General features: G+C 62.1%; 18 protein-coding genes. 6 read left to right on the top strand and 12 right to left on the bottom strand.

All coding sequences use genetic code 11. The features are described from left to right. Positions 1–120: 120 nt before the first annotated feature. Entirely contained in the window at positions 121–1,374 is a 1,254-nt protein-coding gene (locus tag IB263_RS14090; protein ID WP_089042934.1) for an adenylate/guanylate cyclase domain-containing protein, read from the top strand. A 64-nt stretch (positions 1,375–1,438) separates the two neighbouring features. Here the strand turns inward: IB263_RS14090 and hutC are convergent, their stop codons facing one another. Continuing rightward, positions 1,439–2,218, bottom strand: a complete 780-nt coding sequence (hutC, locus tag IB263_RS14085) for a histidine utilization repressor (protein WP_089043037.1) — start codon at positions 2,216–2,218, stop codon at positions 1,439–1,441. 140 nt (positions 2,219–2,358) lie between these two features. Continuing rightward, positions 2,359–2,550, bottom strand: coding sequence for a hypothetical protein (locus IB263_RS14080; protein WP_087510694.1), 192 nt, complete (start codon positions 2,548–2,550; stop codon positions 2,359–2,361). 287 nt (positions 2,551–2,837) lie between these two features. On the opposite strand from IB263_RS14080, the gene repA reads away from it, so the two are divergent. The 3 genes from repA (at position 2,838) to repC (ending at position 6,463) form a co-directional block, all read left to right on the top strand. Further along, positions 2,838–4,034, top strand: coding sequence for a plasmid partitioning protein RepA (gene repA, locus IB263_RS14075; protein WP_034787965.1), 1,197 nt, complete (start codon positions 2,838–2,840; stop codon positions 4,032–4,034). A gap of 3 nt (positions 4,035–4,037) precedes the next feature. Further along, positions 4,038–5,039 (top strand): plasmid partitioning protein RepB, encoded by a 1,002-nt coding sequence (gene repB, locus IB263_RS14070; protein ID WP_034787738.1) that lies wholly within the window; start codon positions 4,038–4,040, stop codon positions 5,037–5,039. A 155-nt stretch (positions 5,040–5,194) separates the two neighbouring features. Beyond that, entirely contained in the window at positions 5,195–6,463 is a 1,269-nt protein-coding gene (repC, locus tag IB263_RS14065; RefSeq protein ID WP_112975276.1) for a plasmid replication protein RepC, read from the top strand. Between the two features lie 496 nt (positions 6,464–6,959). Here the strand turns inward: repC and IB263_RS14060 are convergent, their stop codons facing one another. Next, complete coding sequence (locus tag IB263_RS14060) at positions 6,960–7,160, bottom strand: hypothetical protein (RefSeq protein ID WP_143556295.1); 201 nt, start codon at positions 7,158–7,160, stop codon at positions 6,960–6,962. Between the two features lie 38 nt (positions 7,161–7,198). Between IB263_RS14060 and IB263_RS14055 the strand changes: the two genes are divergently transcribed. After that, positions 7,199–8,365 carry an RHE_PE00001 family protein gene (locus IB263_RS14055; RefSeq protein WP_060582304.1) on the top strand — a complete coding sequence of 389 codons (1,167 nt, stop codon included), beginning with the start codon at positions 7,199–7,201 and terminating at the stop codon, positions 8,363–8,365. 43 nt (positions 8,366–8,408) lie between these two features. On the opposite strand, the gene IB263_RS14050 is transcribed toward IB263_RS14055, so the two are convergent. From IB263_RS14050 to IB263_RS14010, 9 genes are all read right to left on the bottom strand, one after another. Continuing rightward, positions 8,409–8,624: a hypothetical protein gene (locus tag IB263_RS14050; RefSeq protein WP_034787730.1), complete on the bottom strand. Its 216-nt coding sequence runs from the start codon at positions 8,622–8,624 to the stop codon at positions 8,409–8,411. Between the two features lie 55 nt (positions 8,625–8,679). Continuing rightward, positions 8,680–9,378 carry a helix-turn-helix domain-containing protein gene (locus IB263_RS14045; RefSeq protein WP_162727332.1) on the bottom strand — a complete coding sequence of 233 codons (699 nt, stop codon included), beginning with the start codon at positions 9,376–9,378 and terminating at the stop codon, positions 8,680–8,682. Between the two features lie 89 nt (positions 9,379–9,467). Beyond that, complete coding sequence (locus IB263_RS14040) at positions 9,468–9,863, bottom strand: hypothetical protein (protein ID WP_112975274.1); 396 nt, start codon at positions 9,861–9,863, stop codon at positions 9,468–9,470. 180 nt (positions 9,864–10,043) lie between these two features. Further along, a complete protein-coding gene (locus IB263_RS14035; protein WP_089042940.1) occupies positions 10,044–11,549 on the bottom strand; it encodes a tripartite tricarboxylate transporter permease in 1,506 nt (501 codons plus the stop codon). Positions 11,550–11,559: 10 nt separating this feature from the next. Further along, on the bottom strand, positions 11,560–12,021 hold the full coding sequence (locus IB263_RS14030; RefSeq protein ID WP_034787711.1) for a tripartite tricarboxylate transporter TctB family protein: 462 nt from the start codon (positions 12,019–12,021) through the stop codon (positions 11,560–11,562). Between the two features lie 219 nt (positions 12,022–12,240). After that, positions 12,241–13,218, bottom strand: coding sequence for a tripartite tricarboxylate transporter substrate-binding protein (locus IB263_RS14025; protein WP_034787709.1), 978 nt, complete (start codon positions 13,216–13,218; stop codon positions 12,241–12,243). A 228-nt stretch (positions 13,219–13,446) separates the two neighbouring features. Further along, on the bottom strand, positions 13,447–14,232 hold the full coding sequence (locus IB263_RS14020; protein ID WP_192438617.1) for a pseudouridine synthase: 786 nt from the start codon (positions 14,230–14,232) through the stop codon (positions 13,447–13,449). A 77-nt stretch (positions 14,233–14,309) separates the two neighbouring features. Beyond that, a complete protein-coding gene (locus IB263_RS14015) occupies positions 14,310–15,872 on the bottom strand; it encodes a D-aminopeptidase (protein ID WP_192438616.1) in 1,563 nt (520 codons plus the stop codon). A gap of 97 nt (positions 15,873–15,969) precedes the next feature. Further along, a complete protein-coding gene (locus IB263_RS14010) occupies positions 15,970–17,688 on the bottom strand; it encodes an ABC transporter ATP-binding protein (RefSeq protein ID WP_060517758.1) in 1,719 nt (572 codons plus the stop codon). A 335-nt stretch (positions 17,689–18,023) separates the two neighbouring features. Between IB263_RS14010 and IB263_RS14005 the strand changes: the two genes are divergently transcribed. Beyond that, positions 18,024–18,317, top strand: a complete 294-nt coding sequence (locus tag IB263_RS14005) for a DUF6074 family protein (RefSeq protein ID WP_034787698.1) — start codon at positions 18,024–18,026, stop codon at positions 18,315–18,317. Positions 18,318–18,326: the final 9 nt, after the last annotated feature.

Raw genomic sequence — 18,326 nt, 5'->3', positions numbered from 1 at the left:
AGATTTCTCAAAAGCTTTTCAGGTTGCCCCTTATCAAGGCGGTGCCGATGCTCCACATTTGCTGCGATACATCGTTCGGCTTACGCGGCTTCACCCGCTTGAGCGCCATGGAGAACAGCAATGCAGACCCCATCTGAGGCCCCCTCGCCTTCACCCGAGGATGGCAGCTTTCCGGCTCGACGCCAAGGCGTGCTCGACTGGCTGATCATCGAAACGCGCAACGAGCGCTTCATCGACAATATCCTTGTCGAGTTGGGCGAACGGCTGCAGGGCGCCGGTATTCCGGTTGCGCGCGCCACGTTGCACTTCCGCATCAACCATCCGCAATGGCTCGGCGCTCGCATCCTGTGGCGCAAGGGGCTGGCCGAGGGCGAAATCGATCTCTACGACTATGGCACCCAGAACACCGCTCTCTACCTCAACAGCCCGCTCTACGTGATCAATAACGGTGGCACCGAGGTTCGAACCAACCTCGAGGACTTGACGGAAGAGCAGGAACAGAGCTCGCTCTATGTTGACCTCAGGGCCGAGGGCCTGACCGAATACATCGCCTGGCCGCTTGAGCACACGCTCGGCAAACGCCACATCGTCACCTTTGCCAGCGACCGGAAGGGCGGCTTCGAAGACGAACATCTGGCCTTTCTCGCGAAGATCGTGCCGGCGCTGGCGCTGGTTAGTGAAATCAGGCTGAAGAACCGTTTCGTCCGAACGCTGCTCGAAACCTATGTCGGCCCGCACGCGAGCGAACAGATCCTTGCCGGCGCCACCACACGGGGCAGCGGCGTCACCGTCGGTGCCGCCATCCTGATCTGCGACCTGCGCAATTTCACAAAGCTTTCCGATCTCTGGCCGCGCGACGACGTGATCGAACTGCTGAACGCCTATTTCGACGCCATGTCGGAACCGATCGAGCGCCATGGCGGCGAGATCCTCAAATTCATGGGTGACGGGCTGCTGGCAATCTTTCCGCTAAGCAACCCCGACGCCGCGGAGAATCTGCTCCAGGCGATCCGGGAGGCGGAGGCAGCCATCGCCGTCCTGAACCAGGACAACCTCTCGAAAGGTCGCGAGCCGCTCGGCTACGGCATCGGCGTGCATGTCGGCGACGTGATGTATGGCAATATCGGCTCGCGCCGCCGGCTCGACTTCACCGTCATCGGCCCCGCCGTCAACATCGCCTCAAGGCTTGAGAGCCTGACCAAGGAAACCAAACGCCCGGTGCTGTTGTCGCGCGCCTTCGTCGAGCTGGCCGGCTGCGCCTCGAGCATGGAGCATCTCGGCGCCTACCCGGTCAGGGGCATCGGTGAACCCATCGAGGTCTTCGCTTTTTCCGGCAACGAACCGGCACCGAAGCTGCGCCTCGCCGCAGGATAATCGGCGCGGAACCGCCGATCGAGGGCCTGCTTCATCGGTTGCCCGCGGACAACCGATCCTTCGACTAGCCGATGGGGCTGGGCGCGAACTGCGCAACGAGTTCGTGGCGGTCGCCGGGATAGGTGAGCCGCACATGCGTGACCGGCGCCCGTCCGCTCCAGGTCCGCCGCTCGATGACGAGGCAGGCTGTGCCGGTGGCGATATCGAGCGCCTGCGCTGCCGATTTGCTGGCCGCCACGGCACGAATGCGGTGTTCGGCCGTGCTCCACGGTACCTTGCCGAGCAGCCACGAACCGGGCGCCGCGGTCTCGAATGTTTCCTCTTCGGCCTCCGGAACCGCAGAAAGGCTGATCAACCGCTCCTCGAAGCAAAAGGGACGCGAGCCGGCAAAATGCCGGCACGTTACATCCAGCAGCTTGCCCGAGCTCGGGAGATCCAGGCGTTCACGATCCCGGCCTTCGACCTTGCGCACTTTTCGCTCATCCACGCGGAAGCTGTAATCGAGCCCCAGCGACTGGACTTCGAGTTTAACGTCGTGGATCTCCATGACGGCGGACTGGACCTGCGGAAAGGTAACGTAGCTTCCCGACTTGCGCCGCCGCTCGATCAGCCCGCGTTTGACGAGTTCGGTCAGGGCCTTGTTCACCGTCATGCGCGAGCAGTCGTATTGCTCGGTCAGTTCGTGCTCGAACGGGATGCGGTGTCCGGGTGGCCACTCCCCGGAAAGAATGCGCCCTTCGACGTCACCGAGGATGCGCTGGTGCAGCGATAGCACCTGCCCCTGATTGTCGGCCGCATCGCCAGGCGGGTCACTTGAAACGGATCGATCTTGCTTGGTGTCCATGACAGCGAACTTAATCAATTCGCCGCCGCGAAACAGCCCTTCCCTCGCCGATTTGCGCTTTTCCACGGCGGCTGAAACGGCTCTCGCCGTTGACAGCTGTCAACGCTTGGGCGGCGCAGTTCGGCGCCACGCCTCACTCCTCAGTAAAGGAGGTGCCACGGCGTCAGGAACGCGCGCGCCCATTCCTGATTACGATCGGACTCTTCGCACGCCGCCTTGTCGAGCGTCGTCGAGGCGACATCCACTTCCGCCTGCCGCTTTGCCTTCATCGCCTTCGGCAAAGGCGGGGGCGGCTCAAGATAGCCAAGGGTCATTCCACCGAGATAGAACATCAGGAAGCTCCATGCATCCAATCGCCAACTTAACACAATCCTGACACAATCAGACCTGCTGTCAATAGTCTATTAAATCTATGATCTAATTGGAGATGCGCGAACGTGCCCGAAGGGAAGTTGTCCGCGGACAACTCGACCGCTTCACAAGCTCGCTTTCCACCGCAAGGGCAGCACCTCCGCCAAAACGCTATGCATTTGTAAAACCGCGCCGAATCGGAGCATAGTGCATCTGCGCATATTGTCCGGATATGACGATTTTTGCGCAGTTTTCGGGGATATCAATGTTGCAGCAAAAAATTCAAAGCCAGGACGCACAGGAGCATCTGCCGACGCTTCTGGCTGCCGACGCTTTGGAACTTGCCCATCAGCTGCAGCAGCACCAAAAGAAAATCTTTCCCCCGCAAGCGCAAAAGCAGATGCGTCTCTTCAGCCCTGCCGAAGCGGCAGCCTTCATCGGAATCGGCGAAGGCTATCTGAGGCAGGTGGCCTCAGAGGGCCACGGCCCAGCGCCCTTGTCAAACGGTCGGCGCATGTATGCCGTTTCCGACATCGAACGCATTCGCCGCGTTCTCGACGATGGCGGCAAGTCGGGCAAATATGTCCCGCACCGGCGCGGCGATGAAAAGCTGCAGGTCCTGTCTGTGATGAACTTCAAGGGCGGGTCGGCTAAGACGACGACCTCAGCCCACCTCGCCCAATATCTGGCACTTCGCGGCTACCGCACGCTCGCGATCGATCTCGATCCGCAGGCTTCGCTTTCCGCCCTCTTCGGCCATCAACCGGAGTTGGATGTCGGAGAAGGCGAGACGCTTTACGGCGCGATCCGCTATGACGCCCCGCGGTCGATCGCCGATATCGTGCGGTCGACCTACACCGCCAATCTGCATCTCATTCCCGGCAATCTCGAACTCATGGAATTCGAGCACGAAACGCCGAAGGCGATGATGACGGGCGGGGCTGCAGAAACCCTTTTCTTCGCCCGCATCGGCGATGTGCTCGCCGATATCGAGAGCTTCTACGACATCGTCGTCATCGATTGCCCCCCGCAGCTCGGCTTCCTCACCATGTCGGCGCTCTGTGCCGCAACGTCCGTCCTGATCACCGTGCATCCGCAGATGCTCGACGTCATGTCGATGTCGCAGTTCCTGTCGATGACGAGTGAGTTGATGAGCGTCGTCGAAAAAGCCGGTGGCCGCACCAGCTATGACTGGATGCGCTATCTCGGAACACGGTTTGAGCCGAACGACGGCCCTCAAAGCCAGATGACCGGTTTCATGCGCGCCATTTTCGGCAATCGCATGCTGCAGAACGCCATGGTGAAGTCGACAGCTATCTCCGACGCCGGCGTAACGAAGCAAACGCTTTATGAAGTCGAGCGCTCGCAGTTTGTCCGCGGCACCTACGACCGCGCAATGGACTCTCTCAACCTCGTCAATGGCGAGATCGAGGACCTGGTCCGCAAGGTCTGGGGGAGGAAGTAATCCATGGCCCGTAAGAACCTGATCGGGATATCGGAGGAACGCGTCGACGATGCCAACGGCGCACCGGGCAACGACCGCCCGATCGCCGGGCTGATGGCCGGTGCCCGCCCCCCGACTGCTGTCGGTGGCATCACCCGGTCGCTGTCGAACATCACGCAGAAGGTCGAACGCGCCCAGGAGCTCGAGCGGCAACTTGCCGAAGGGCAAGCGGTCGTCGAACTCGATCCGGCGCTCATCGACGCATCCTTCATCGTCGATCGCCTCGGGATTGCGGCCGACGCGCAACTGAGCCTCGCTGAACAGATGCGAGAGCACGGACAACAGGTGCCCATCCTGGTCCGGCCGCATCCAACCATCGAGGGGCGATACCAGGTCGCCTACGGCCATCGCCGCCTGGCTGCTGCCCGCGACATCGGTAGCAGTGTTCGTGCGGTCGTTCGCAATCTCAATGACGAGCAATTGGTCGTCTCGCAGGGACAGGAAAACAACACCCGTTCCGACCTCTCCTTCATCGAGCGCTCGCTCTTTGGCAGCCGCCTTGAGGATCGCGGGTTTTCGCGTGAGATCATCATGTCGGCGCTGGGTGTCGACAAAGCCGCCCTGTCGAAGATGATTTCTGTTGTTCGCCGGCTACCGATTGCGCTGGTCGAGGCCATCGGACCGGCACCATCGATCGGACGGCGCCGTTGGTTTGAACTCGCTGAGCTTCTCGCACAAGATGGCAAGCCGGAGGCCGCAGCCGCCTTCACGCAAAGCCGAGAATTCCAGAAGGCCGGCAGCGATCAGCGTTTCGACGCCTTGTGCACTTTCTTAAGCGCCTCCAGGGCGCGTGCCCGGCCTATCCCATGGCTGGCGCCAGACAACACAACCCCGGTGCGTATCCGTGAAACGGACGTCGAGACGACGCTTGCCTTCAACAGCAAGACGGCACCAGGCTTTGCAGATTTCGTGAGGCAGAGGCTCAAATCTCTGTACCTCGAATATCAAGAGGAAACAGGAGACTAACTGAGCAAAAGAAAAAGGCTTCCGAACGACTAGCGCTGCGGAAACCCTTCTCTCGTGTAGCAACTAGAGAATCCCATTTCCGCGAATCGGTGTCAAGAGTTTTCAACGTCGTTTCGGCGAACGGATTTCTTTTGCCTTGGAAAAGGTGAAGAAGAATGGATCGTGGGATTGTCACGACGCCCTTCGGGCGGCGGTCGATGACGCTTGGGATGTTGGCATACCAACTTTCCAGCGCTCCGGCCGTCGACGACGGGAGCGTCGACAAGTGGAAATTGTTTCGAACGGTGTGTGCCGCCAAGACAAGCCTTGGGGTTTCCGACCGTTCGCTTGCGGTGCTGAACGCACTGCTGTCCTTTTACCCAAAGAGCGAACTCGACCCGGCCGCCGGCCTCGTCGTGTTTCCGTCGAATGCGCAGCTTTCGCTCCGTACGCACGGCATGGCCGAGACGACGCTGAGGCGGCATCTGACGGCGCTTGTCGAGGCTGGGCTCATCCTCAGGCGCGACAGTCCCAATGGCAAGCGTTACGCCCGACGTGACCGCAAGGGCGCGATCGGCCAGGCCTTTGGCTTCGATCTCGCACCGATGCTTGCACGGGCGTCCGAGTTCGCAGCGGAAGCGGCACGGCTGGAAGCGGATCGTCGCTACCTGCAGGTGATGCGCGAACGTCTGAGCCTTTGCCGGCGCGACGTCGTCAAGCTCGTCGAGCTCCTGCGCCAGTCCGATGTCCTCCAAGCGGAAGAAGCGGAAACGCAGTGCCAGGCGGTCTACACGGCACTGTCGCGCAAGCCGCTGATCACCGAAGTGGAGCGCGCCCTCGCCGTTTTGTCGGCACTCCGCGACAATCTGACTAATTACCTGGAAAACTTGCTGAAAACGCAGAATACGGCTGCCAATGAACGCCAGTATGAGCGGCACATACAGAGTTCAGAATCCGATTATCAATCTGAATCTGAAAACGCTTGTGAAAGACCTGAAGCGGCATTTTCGGATCTGGCTGGCACCAAGACGTCATGCACTGCGGATGATGATACCGTTGCAGGCAGTGCAAAGTCGCCCGGCCTTTCTCGCCTTCACGATCATATCGGCGCGCTGCCGGTGGTGCTGAAAGCCTGCCCGCAGATCCGTGACTATGGACCAGCGGGGCGAATTGGTAACTGGCGGGACATGTTCCTAGCCGCAACCGTTGTCAGGACGATGCTCGGCGTCAGCCCGGAGGCCTACGACGAGGCGTGCACGGTGCTTGGTCCCGAAACGACGGCAACGGTACTCGCCTGCCTTCTTGAACGGTCCGAGCACATTCATTCGGCCGGGGGCTATCTGCGGGACCTGACGCGCCGCGCGAGAAACCAGACATTCACCGTGTCGGCGATGCTGTCGGCGCGCTTGCGAGCCCAAGCCGGAGTGGTCGCCGTGAGCGGATGAACAGCGACAGGGGGCATGAGCGTCTCCTCTCGCGGAAACGCTTTGGCTTGTCTGTGACGTTGAAATGCGGGACACTGTAAGTGCAGGGATTCGTTGACATCTCTACGTTATTCTTACGTCTGAGATTGTTTTCAGACTCTGGCCACCCATCAGAAAACATTGCTGTTTCTCCTTCTTTTGGAAAGGAAGGAGCGGTTCAGTTCCGTTGCGCGGACTCAGCGTACAAGACTTCGAATTTCTCGATCTCGAGCCGAATGATTGAGCGTCCTCCCTTGTTAGAGCCCGTTCTAGCGGCAGAATCCGTTCAGGTGGCGAACTCGCGGGCTGTTGCCAGCTGGCAACAGGTTGCTGGTTTAAAGCCGAGCGCCCTCCCCCCAAAAAGCTGGGTCGCGAAAGGGTAAACTAAAGCGACAAAGCACCAAGCATAGTTGGATCTCACTGCCGCGTGATTGCGAACACGGTATGGCTGGGGGAAACAGCGAGTATGGTACTCAACTCACTGACCGGGTTTGGCGTTGATAGACGAGACATCAACACGGTTGACAGCTGTCAACACATTGGCGTGCGCCGAGACACATGCAAGTCCTGTTTGAATAGAAATATTCGCCGTCGTCGTTTGCGAAATCAGGCGGCGCAGCTTGCTGGTCTTCAAGCGGTGGAGAAAGCGTCTCCTGCCTGTGGGGGAAGTGATTCTCATGTTACGTTCCACATCCGCAGGAACCGTTTATTTTCAAAATGCGATACCAGTCTCCCGATCCCTACCATCCAACGCTGATCCCGCTGATGATTTCGGCGGAAGACGCCTTGGCGCGGCTCGATGAGCGCACGAACCGTCATGTCGTCGAAGACGGGTACCGCGAGCGCGGGCATTTCTTCGATGCGACTGCAGCACTTTGGGTGGCCGGCGAACTCGTTCATGTCGAGGATCTCGTGCTGCACGATGCACACATGGACGCGCGAGCGCCGACCCACGAGTTGACCATCGCCCATTCGGTCCTGAAAGTCCGCCGCCGCATCTGGCTCGGCGAGCCTGGTTGGGCCCTTTCTGCCCAGGGGCTTGCAGCACTCAGCGGCGAACAGAGCCCGGTCCCGGAGCTCGATATCCCTTCACTTGCGCCGGCCGAAACACGTCAGGCGGCGGGTGTCGATCGTGAGCCGGAGCGGGGCGAGCCGGAGGACGACGGCGACAGCAATCCGATGGCGGCCGAATTCGCGGCCATCGACGCCGCCATCGCTCGCTCGCAGCGCCTGCTCGATGCGCATGACCAGGACACGCTGGAAGTCGCGGAACGGACGGCGTTAGCGACAGCCCGCGAGCCGATGGGACAGCTCGGCCTGCTCTTCGACGAAGAGTGGGATGAGGAAGTGCGTCTTGACGAATGGCGCCAGATGGTGGCAGCGGCTGATCAGCTGCCGCCCTGTCTTGGAGCCGCCTTGCTCTTCGATGCCTGGGAGCGGAGGGAGCCTCTGCGCCGTCAGCATTGGCTGGGGTCATTGTTGGTCGGCGCTTACCTGCGCTCCAGAGGCAAGGTCACCTCGCACCTGCTGTCGTTCAACACCGGGCTAAAGACCATCCGCTATGAGCGACGGAGGTCCCAGGACGCACTGACCCGTTGGAGCGCCTTTCTGGAGGCGATGACGGTGACGGCGGATCTCGGTCTCAAGGAACTCGACCGTCTGTCGCTTGCGAAGACCCAGATGGACATGCGCATTCGCGATCGTCGTTCCAACAGCAGTCTGCCGGCCTTGATCGACCTGGTTCTGTCGCGGCCGATCGTATCGGCGGCTTTGGTCGCCAAGCATGTCGGGGTGACGCCGCGCGGCGCGCTGAACCTCGTTCGAGAGCTTGGCATCCGCGAGATGACCGGCCGCGGGCGTTACCGCGGCTGGGGCGTGCTTTGAACCGGCGGCAGCGCGGAAAGCTTGCCGCCGGACCGTATAGGCGTCAGCCCATCGTGATCACGATCAACAGAACGAAGATCACCGGCACCAGCGTCAATGCCGGAATGATGATCGCCGGGTAGCCGAAGGCGACGATGGCGAGCAGCCAGAGCAGCGCGCAGTTGATCAGAAACAGCACCTTGGCCGTCTGTGAACCTTGCACGGCCTCCTTGAGCATCCAGCCGAACACCGGCACGTGGTAGACAAGTCTCGCAATCATGGTTTTTCCTTTGCGTGGGTGGCCGCATTGGGGGGACAGGCGGCGCGGGTTTTATTCAAGGGCGTGTCGTCTCGCCGGTCTGTTGTCGGGTGAAGCCGGCGGTCGCTTCGAGGCGTTCGGGATCGAGGACACGCATTGTCTTCGGGTGGCTGAAGTCGATCAGGCCCTCGCGCTTGAAACGGTTGAGACAGCGGCTGACCGTTTCGACGGTAAGGCCAAGCCAATCCGCAAGGTCGGCGCGGGTGAGATGGAGATGAAAGCTCAACCGGGCAGGGGCGCCGTTACGGCCGGTCCGATTGAACAGGCGCGATAGTTCCACCAGCGCACTGGCGACTTTCTCGCTGGCGGTCTTGCGACCAAGCAGCGTGGCATGGATCTGCATGCGGTGAAGCGTCGTCTTCAACTCGCTGGCGACGGCCGGATTGGTGGCGTTGAGATCCGCGTCACCCAGAGGCTCGATGCGCGCGATACTCAGCGTTTCGGCGGTGGCGATGTTGCGGCCGTCGATAGTGAAGCCGAAGAGCCGGCCCGGTCCGAGCACGTCGGTGATCTGGCGGCGACCGTCGTTGAGAAGTTGCGAAAGCACGACGCAGCCGTCAACGACACGGTAGAGCGCGCGGTTGCGTCCGCCCTCATAGAGCAGGGTCAGGTTTTCGCCGACGACACGACTACGCGAGGCCGGGCGAGGCGGCCTTATCGAGGACGCGCGAGGGGGAGCCGCTGGCGCGGCAGTGGTGATCAGGGTTTCTGGCATGAAAAACGTCCGCATGACCGACGCAAGGAGGCGTGATGCCCCGATGCCGACGGGCGTCGAAGGAGGATGTTGACAGCTGTCAACGGAGGTCAAAGCCGGATGACGACCTGTGGCGGGCCTCGCGGACGGGCATTGGGTGCGTGAACTTGTGGCACCGGTCGAACTGCCGCAACCCGGATCGCAGGTGTGCGGTTTGTCTCCAGGCGCTCGCTGAGAGAACCGTCCGGCGGCGTCAGCAGCGCCCAGAAGAACCGACAGGCGCTGCAAACATGTTTATGGCCGGGCTGGTCTTTGCCGTCTTCACCCAAACCGGTCTGGCAAAAATCGGGCAGGGACCCGTCGGGCAGGGCATAGAGCGCCAGTTCGGCCGCCGGCAGGCGAGTGGCCAGGGCAGGGCCGAGATGGGCAAAACCAAGCAGGAACAGCGCCGCGGCGCAAAGCATGCGCACGGCATTGTTCCATCTGATCTTCTCGCGACGTGTCATCGCCCCGGCTCGTTCCTGTTTCGATGGGGCAGAGATTGGCGACCGGCTTGATAAAGCTCAATGTGGCAAACCGCGCAGGGGCAGAATGCCGCAGCCAGAAGAACGCCGCGCCTCCGATTGGGGCGCGGCGATTAACCTATTGAATTATATTGTTATTGTTGCGAAATTGGCGGGCAGGGATCAATCCTCCTCGACAAAAACCTCGTGGCGCTTGGCCTTCACACTCGGCAGGAACACGACGACGAGCACCAGGGCTGCGATCAGAAGCAGGATGGCGCTGATCGGTCGAGTGACGAATGTCGTCGGGTCTCCGCGCGACAGGATCATGGCGCGGCGGAGGTTTTCTTCGAGCAGCGGTCCGAGCACGAAGCCGAGCAGCAGCGGAGCGGGTTCGCAGCGCAGCTTCAACAGCAGGTAGCCGACGAGGCCGAAGAAGGCGACGGCATAGAGGTCGTAGACATTGGAGTTGACGCTGTAGACCCCGATCGAGCAGAACGCCATGATGATCGGGAAGAGCACGTAATAGGGGATCTTCAGCAGCTTCACCCAGAGCCCGATCAACGGCAGATTCAGGACCACGAGCATCAGATTGCCGATCCACATCGAGGCGATGATGCCCCAGAAGAGGGCGGGCTGTTCGCTTGCGACGTTCGGACCGGGCACGATGCCCTGGATGATCATCGCGCCGATCATCAGCGCCATCACCGGATTGGCGGGAATGCCGAGGGTGAGCAGCGGAATGAACGAGGTCTGCGCGCCCGCATTGTTGGCGCTTTCCGGACCGGCGACGCCGGCAATCGCACCGTGGCCGAACTCTTCGGGGTGGTCCGAGACGCGCTTCTCCACGGTGTAGGAAGCGAAGGCCGCAAGGATTGCGCCGCCACCGGGCAGAATGCCGAGCGCCGAACCGATGATGGTGCCGCGCACGACCGGCGCGAACATGCGCTTGAAGTCATCCCTGGTCGGCATCAGGTCGGTGACTTTGGCCATCAGCACCTCGCGGGTGCGTTCGTTTTCAAGGTTGCGCAGGATCTCGGCGATGCCGAAGACACCGACGGCGAGCGCTACGAAGTTCAGGCCGTCGGCATATTCCCGGATGCCGAGGGTAAAGCGCGGTGTTCCGGAATAGATATCGGTGCCGACGAGGCCGAGCAGGAGGCCGAGGGCGACCATGGCCAGCGCCTTGACGATCGACCCGTGCGCGAGTGCGATCGAGGAGACGAGGCCGACGATCATCAACGAGAAGTACTCGGCAGCGCCGAACTTCAGGGCGATTTCGGTCAGGGGCGGCGCGAAGACCGCGACGAGGAAGGTCGAGACGGTGCCGGCAAAGAATGAGCCGAGGGCAGCGATTGCCAGGGCGGCGCCGGCCCGACCTTTACGGGCCATCTGGTATCCGTCGATCGCGGTGACGGCTGACGACGATTCGCCCGGCATGTTGATCAGGATCGCCGTGGTCGAGCCGCCATACTGCGCGCCGTAATAGATGCCGGCGAGCATGATCAGCGAGGAGACCGGCTCAAGTTGGAAGGTGATCGGCAGGAGCATGGCGATGGTCGCCGTTGCGCCGATGCCCGGAAGGACCCCGATCAGGGTGCCGAGAAGCACGCCGATGAGGCAGAAGAGCAGGTTGGCGGGGGAACCGGCGGTTACAAAGCCGAGCGCGAGATTGTTGAAAAGTTCCATTGCGCGTCTCCTAGAATTGGACCCAGGGGCCGAAGCGCTGGAAGGGCAGGCCGAGACCATAGCTGAACACGGCGACGGAGAAGGCCGTCAGCGCTGCGGAGAGCGCCAAAGCCATAAGCGGCGTCATGCGGCCGGAGGCAAAGCAGGCGATGAGTGCCGTGAAAAACAGTGCCGGGACGAAGCCGAGACCGCGGACCGTGAGGCCGAAGAAAACCGGCGCCGGCAAAATGAAGAGCATGCCACGCAGCGCAATCGCGCCGATCGGCTCCCCCTGGACGCGGGTGGACTGTACGAGGATCACGATGCCGAGGAGCGTCAGGATGATCGCGAGCACGAGGGGGAAATAGCCGGGCCCCATGCGGAAGGCTGTGCCGAGCTCGAGGTTGAAGGCCTGCCAGGCGAAGAACAGGCCGACCGCGGTCAGGATCCCGCCGCAGAGCGCATTGGTGCTATCGAAGGAGAGTGATTTCATCGTGTCCCCATTTGTTTTCGCGGGGTAGCCGGGCCGAGGCGTCGACGGCCCCCCGCATTGGCATTGCCGGCTCGCGCCGGGTTCGCACATTGGGCAACGTCGCGTTGACAGCTGTCAACCGCTGTTGACGGCGCCTGTCCGGACACCGTCGGGAACATGCCCATGTCAGAACCGCCGCGCCCCGAGATGGCTCGAGAGCGCGGCGCGATGAGCGGTGGATTAGTCGGCGTACTGGCCGGCCGCTTCGATCACCGGCTTCCAGCGGGCGATCTCGCCTTCGAGCTTGGTCTTCAGCGCGGCCGGGGTGGCGTCGGCGTCCGAAGACGGCTCGGTGCCGAGTTCGCCGAAGCGGGCAACCACGTTCGGATCCTTGAGCGCCACCTGCAGCGACTTCGACAGGCGTTCGGTCACTTCAGCCGGCGTACCCTTCGGCGCGTAGACGCCGTGCCAGATGCCAACCTGCAGGTTCGGCAGACCGCCTTCGGTGGTCGTCGGCAAGTCCGGGAAGACCTTCAGGCGTTCGGGCGAGGTGACGGCGTAAGCCTTGATCGTGCCGCCCTGAATCTGCTTGGTGGTGTTGGTCGTCTGGTCGCACATGATGTCGACCTGACCGCCGAGGAGATCGGTCATCGCCGGACCGGTGCCCTTGTAGGGAACGGTGGTCAGCGGCGTTTCGATGGCGCTCATGAACATCATGCCGCAGAGGTGCGAGGCGGCGCCGATGCCGGCGTTGGCGACGGTGACCGTGTCCTTGTTCGCCTTCACATATTCGACGAGACCCTTGAGGTCGGTCGGTTCGAGGTCCTTGCGCGCGACGATGGTCATCGGCACTTCGGTGACGAGGCCGACATATTCGAAGGCGTTCAGCGTGTCATAGGCGAGTTTGCGGTAGAGCGTCGCGCTGGTTGCCATGCCGATGTGATGGAGCAGCACGGTGTAGCCGTCCGGATCGGCCTGGGCGACGCGACCAGCGCCAAGCGTACCGCCGGCGCCGCCGACGTTCTCGACGATGATCTGCTGGCCGAGGTCCTTCGACATGGATTCAGCAACCAGGCGCGCAACCGTGTCCGTCGGGCCACCGGCGGAGAAGGGCACGACCATGGTGATCGAACGTTCGGGGTAGGTCTGTGCGTTGGCGGAAACGGCAAAAATGGAAAGGGCGGCAACGGCGCCGAGCAATGCGTTGAGGGTTTTCATCTTCTTCCTCCCGGATGAAATATGGCCAGCCGGCAAGGTTTCCTCCCACGCCGGTGCTGGATGCCCCCATTTGCGGACGCAATCTTAGCACAGACAACGGGCTGTCCGCACGATCCGACGCATTTGTCAGGAGCCTGGATCGGCTTTGGGTGGATTCGGAAACATGGCGGTGCTCGCGTGGGTGGATTTCCACCCATCGCGCGATTGGCTGCGCGCCGCGGGAAGGGCCTAGAGGCCGGTGCGCCGCTTCAGATCGGCGATTTCGTCGGCGGTGAGGTTACGCGCAGCACCCTTCGGCAAATCACCGAGAGCGATCGTCCCGATCGAAACCCGCAGCAGCCGCAGCACTTCGAAGCCGAGCGCATCGAGCATGCGGCGAATCTCGCGGTTTCGACCCTCTTCGAGTTCCACCTCGATCCACATGTTGCGGCCGCCCACCCTTAGGCGTTCGGCCCTGGCGGCCCGCAACATCTCGCCGCCTTCGTCGATGCCGGCGACCATTTGCGCAAGCTGCGCGTCGTCGATCTGCCCGGTCAGTTGCACGTGATAGACCTTGCCGACATGGGTTTCCGGATCGAGCAGCCGCTGCGCAAGCACCGTGTCGTTGGTGAACAGCAGAAGGCCCTCGCTCGCCTTGTCGAGGCGTCCGACCGGCGACAGATGGGTGGAGTCGATGTTCTTCAGGCAGTCGAAGACCGTCGGCCGGCCCTCCGGGTCATGCCTGGTCGTCACCAGCCCGCGCGGCTTGTTCAGCATCAGGTAGGCCTTCTTTTCGGCAAGCACGGCCTTACCGTCGACGGCGAGACGGTCCTTGTCGACATCGACCCATGCGGTGAGGTCAGTTGCCTTGCGCCCGTTGATGCTGACGCGGCCTTCAAGCACCAGTTTCTCGGCCTGCGTGCGCGAGCAGTAACCAAGCTTGGAAAGGGCGCGGGCGACCGTCACGCGTTTTCCCGTATCGGCCGCGGGGCGGCGGCCGGTATCTCGGGCGGCTGTCGGTCGCTTCTGTTTCACGTTCTGGTCTTCCGGTTATGGTCATCTTGTGCCGCATGGTCCCGCCTGCGAGCATCGCCGGCGACGCGATCTCGACATCAGCCGATCTTGCTATAGTCGATCCGCCGGGCGAGCCAGCAGCCGATCGTCAGCCCCGTCACCTTGCCTTCTGCGTCACGCGAAACGACTACGGTCCAGTCTCCCGGTGCCGGCGCGTCCATCGAGCGTTTGCAGCGCAGCAGCCAGACATCTTCGGCGAGCGGCCGCAGGGCGTGCATGGCGCCTCTGCCAAGCGATCCGTCGAAACCACCATAGAAGACGCCGTTGGTGGAGACGATGTCGAGATCGGCATCGAGTTCTGCCGCATGGTAGCGGCCGGCGATATCAGGCTTTGCGGCGCCGGAGATGCGCGCGGCGTGAACCGTCAGGTTCTCACGCGGGCGCTCCATGTGTAGCGAGGCGCCTTCCACGCGAAGGGTAACGGCCGCTGACTGCGCGCTGCCATCCGGACCGACCGCAAGCGTTTCGGCACCCGTGGCGAAGTTCAGCGCGACGCGGGATTTGCCGGCGGGCCTGGTAACGAGTGCGAGGCCCGTTTCCGGATCCAGATAGCTGCCGGTGCCGTCGGCATCCCAGGTGCCTGTCGCGGGCTCGGCATCGCTGTGGCCAAGGGCGACCTTCATCAATGCGGTCGCCGCCGCATGGGCGTCGGCTTCATGGTTGAACATCACCACGACCGAAAGGCGCTCAGCGGGCGCGTAGAGCCTGCGGCTGCGGAAGCCGCGCAGCGCGCCGCCATGGCCGGTGATGGCGACGTCGCCGATCTTTTCATGCGCAAGGCCGAACCCATAATGGGCCGGGCGGCCATCGGCATAGGTCTGCGGTACGGACAGGCGGCGATAGAGACTGTTTTCGTCATTCCGCGTCCGGTCGATGAAGCATTCCCAGGCGAGCATATCGTCGAGCGAAGCGGAAACACCGGCATCGCCCGCCCAGTAGATGTTGTTGACCGCCTCGAAATAGCCAGCCGTCTCATTGCCCTCGTAGCCGACGATACCGTCGGGGGGCAGGCTCGTATCGGCGGTGAGGGCAGCGGTCTGCATGTCGGCCGGGCCGAACACGGAACGCTGATAGAGCTCGGCCATCGAGCGCCCGGTATGCGCTTCGATGAGGTCGGCGAGAATGCGGAAATTACCGTTCGAATAGGAGTAACGCGTGCCCGGCTCGAAATGGGTCGACCGCGCGGAGGAGAGCAGGGACCGTGCGTCCTCGCGGCGGAAGACGCCGTCGTGCCTGGCGCCTTGCAGCACGGTCAGCGCCCAGTAGTCGCGCAGCCCCGACTGGTTGTGACAGAGATGGGCCACGGTCGGGCGCTTGCCTTCGAGCAGAGGCAGGTAGGAGTCGAGCGCGCGGTCGAGCTTTGCCGGTTCGCCGACGGCGTCCAGAAGCACGGCGCAGGTCATCTGCTTGGTGATCGAGCAGATCGGTACGCGGGTTGTCGCCGTCATCGGCCTGCGGGCGGTCAGGTCGGCATAGCCCCAGCTGTGGCTGAGGATCACCTGACCATCCCGGACCACACCGGCGACGCCGCCGGGACCGGGATAGTGTTGGGGCAGGGCTTTTAGGGCGCGTTCGAGAGCGGAAAGTTCGGAAGTGGTCATGGCGCTGAAGAATCGGTCCGACGAAGGGCAGGGCGGTGTCTGCCTTCGTTCGTACCGTCCCCTCCCGGCACTTGCAATGCCGCGCCGACAGCTCTCCTCAGCCGGCGCCTGCCTGGGCGTGATAGAGGCGGCTGTAGGCGCCCTTGGCGGCCAGCAGCGTTGCATGCGGTCCCTGTTCGCGAATGCCGCTACCGTCGACCACGACGATGCGGTCGGCATCGCGGATCGTTGCCAGCCGGTGCGCGATGATCAGCGTCGTGCGCCCCTTGGAAAGCTCGGTAAGAGACTGCTGGATTGCTCTCTCGGTTTCCGTGTCGAGCGCCGAGGTGGCCTCGTCGAGAATGAGGATCGCCGGGTTTTTCAGGAACATGCGGGCGATCGCCAGTCGCTGTTTCTGTCCGCCGGAAAGCTTGACGCCGCGTTCGCCGATCACCGTGTCCATGCCGTCGGGCAGGGCCGCGATCATGCCGTCGAGCCGGGCGCGCCGCGCCGCTTCCAGGATGTCGGCTTCGTTTGCTCCGAGCCGGCCATAGGCGATGTTGTCGCGAATGGTGCCGGCAAAGAGGAAGACATCCTGCTGCACGATGCCGATCTGGCCGCGCAGCGACGACAAGGTGATGTCGCGGATATCTGTGCCGTCGACAGTGATTGCGCCTTCCATCACTTCGTAGAAGCGCGGCAGAAGCGAGCAGATCGTCGTCTTGCCGGCGCCCGACGGGCCGACGAAGGCGATCGTCTCGCCGGCGCGGATCGTGAGGTCGATATTCTGGATGATCGGCTTTTCGGCGCTGTAGCCGAAGGAGACGTTGCTGTAGGTGATGTCGCCCTTGAGATCAGCGACGTCGGTCGCACCGGGACGATCCTCGATATCGGGCTCGGTCTCCATCAGTTCGAGGAAGCGCTTGAAGCCGGCGATGCCCTTCGGATAGGTCTCGATCACCGAATTAATCTTCTCGACCGGCCGGAAGAAGACGCCGACCAGAAGCAGGAAGCTGACGAAGCCGCCATTGGTCAGCTCGCCCGTCAACACGAAGTAGCAGCCGGTAATCATCACGATCAGCTGCGTCAGCCGCATGCTCATGTAGCTCAGCGACGTGCTGGCCGCCATGATACGGTAGGCCTCAAGCTTGGTGCGGCGATAGTTCTGGTTGTCGGTCTCGAACAGGCTGCGCTCATGGGCCTCGTTGGCGAAGGCCTGGACCACGCGCATGCCACCGACATTCTCCTCGATACGGGCGTTGAAGTCTCCGATCCGGCCGTAGAGATTGCGAAAATTCCGGGTCATGCGCCCGCCGTAGCGGCTGGTTACCCAGGCGGTCAGTGGCACGACGGCGGCGGTAATCAGCGCCAGCTGCCAATGCACCATCAGCATCAGGATCAGCGCACCGATGAAGGTCATGACGGCAATGAACAGATCCTCCGGACCGTGATGCGCGACCTCGCCGATTTCTTCCAGATCCTTGGTGAGGCGGCCGACGAGATGGCCGGTCTTCTGGTTGTCGAAGAACGAGAAAGAGAGCTTCTGCAGATGATCGAAGGCCATGCGCCGCATGTCCGTCTCGATATTGATGCCGAGCATGTGGCCCCAATAGGTGACGGTTGCCATCAGGCCGGTGTTGAGCAGGTAGACGATCAGCAGCCCCACGGAGGACAGCAGGATCAGTGTCCATTCCTGGCTCGGCAAGAGCTGGTCGACGAACAGCTTCACCGCAATCGGGAAGCCGAGTTCAAGCAGGCCTGATAGTACGGCGCAGGAAAAGTCGAGAATGAACAGGCCGCGATAGGGGCGGTAGAACGCGAAGAAACGCTTCAGCATGCACGTGCACTCACTGGGGGCGGGGGCGCCATGGGCGCTGATAGAAAGATGATTTTTAATGTCATGTTTTTGGATCGAAACCAACCCAGAAAAGCGTGAAAGCGTGTCGGCCACGTGACGCGACCGATGTCTCGTGCACCTGCGAGACGCAATCGGTTCACTTCGGCACCGGTGGGAAGGAAACGTTAACCATAGGCTTCGTAGAAATGGAATCAGCAGAGCAAATCGCCTTCGGTTGGGGACACCGGAAGCGGAGCCATTGCTCGATATCACTACGCGTAGGGCGTCTTTGTGCGTTCGCGTCAACGCACGAAGTCCAGGGGGCAAACGAGACGATGGCAAGCAATCAATCAGTGGAAGCCACGGAAACCAACACCATTGTTCCGTTTCCGGTGGTCAGGAGATTGCATGCCATTCGCAGTGCTGCCGCCGAGCTTGAAGATCTGCACGGTGCCGAAGCGCTGCAATTCTGGCGCCGCCGCTGCCGCGCTCTAGCGGATGAGCTCTTTGCCTGCGGATGTTCGGAAGACGAAGTGCGCCATCAGGTTCTGGTTTTTCAGGACGAGGTGCAGATCGAGCTGCAGCATCGCCACCTCTCGCGTCTTTCTGCAGGCGCGATGAGCCAGTAGCCGCTGCGT

The sequence above is a fragment of the Ensifer sp. ENS03 genome (genome assembly GCF_014852035.1).
Classification (GTDB): Bacteria; Pseudomonadota; Alphaproteobacteria; order Rhizobiales; family Rhizobiaceae; genus Ensifer; species Ensifer adhaerens.
Note: the sequence above shows the minus strand (reverse complement) of the source record. Positions and strands in the feature narration are given on the sequence as shown.

Excerpts from the sequence above, each read along its gene's own strand:
- IB263_RS14090 (WP_089042934.1), top strand. The coding sequence starts at position 121 with ATGCAGACCCCATCTGAGGCCCCCTCGCCTTCACCCGAGGATGGCAGC.
- hutC (WP_089043037.1), bottom strand. The coding sequence starts at position 2,218 with ATGGACACCAAGCAAGATCGATCCGTTTCAAGTGACCCGCCTGGCGAT.
- IB263_RS14080 (WP_087510694.1), bottom strand. The coding sequence starts at position 2,550 with ATGTTCTATCTCGGTGGAATGACCCTTGGCTATCTTGAGCCGCCCCCG.
- repB (WP_034787738.1), top strand. The coding sequence starts at position 4,038 with ATGGCCCGTAAGAACCTGATCGGGATATCGGAGGAACGCGTCGACGAT.
- repC (WP_112975276.1), top strand. The coding sequence starts at position 5,195 with ATGGATCGTGGGATTGTCACGACGCCCTTCGGGCGGCGGTCGATGACG.
- IB263_RS14060 (WP_143556295.1), bottom strand. The coding sequence starts at position 7,160 with ATGAGAATCACTTCCCCCACAGGCAGGAGACGCTTTCTCCACCGCTTG.
- IB263_RS14055 (WP_060582304.1), top strand. The coding sequence starts at position 7,199 with ATGCGATACCAGTCTCCCGATCCCTACCATCCAACGCTGATCCCGCTG.
- IB263_RS14050 (WP_034787730.1), bottom strand. The coding sequence starts at position 8,624 with ATGATTGCGAGACTTGTCTACCACGTGCCGGTGTTCGGCTGGATGCTC.
- IB263_RS14045 (WP_162727332.1), bottom strand. The coding sequence starts at position 9,378 with ATGCCAGAAACCCTGATCACCACTGCCGCGCCAGCGGCTCCCCCTCGC.
- IB263_RS14040 (WP_112975274.1), bottom strand. The coding sequence starts at position 9,863 with ATGACACGTCGCGAGAAGATCAGATGGAACAATGCCGTGCGCATGCTT.
- IB263_RS14035 (WP_089042940.1), bottom strand. The coding sequence starts at position 11,549 with ATGGAACTTTTCAACAATCTCGCGCTCGGCTTTGTAACCGCCGGTTCC.
- IB263_RS14030 (WP_034787711.1), bottom strand. The coding sequence starts at position 12,021 with ATGAAATCACTCTCCTTCGATAGCACCAATGCGCTCTGCGGCGGGATC.
- IB263_RS14025 (WP_034787709.1), bottom strand. The coding sequence starts at position 13,218 with ATGAAAACCCTCAACGCATTGCTCGGCGCCGTTGCCGCCCTTTCCATT.
- IB263_RS14015 (WP_192438616.1), bottom strand. The coding sequence starts at position 15,872 with ATGACCACTTCCGAACTTTCCGCTCTCGAACGCGCCCTAAAAGCCCTG.
- IB263_RS14010 (WP_060517758.1), bottom strand. The coding sequence starts at position 17,688 with ATGCTGAAGCGTTTCTTCGCGTTCTACCGCCCCTATCGCGGCCTGTTC.
- IB263_RS14005 (WP_034787698.1), top strand. The coding sequence starts at position 18,024 with ATGGCAAGCAATCAATCAGTGGAAGCCACGGAAACCAACACCATTGTT.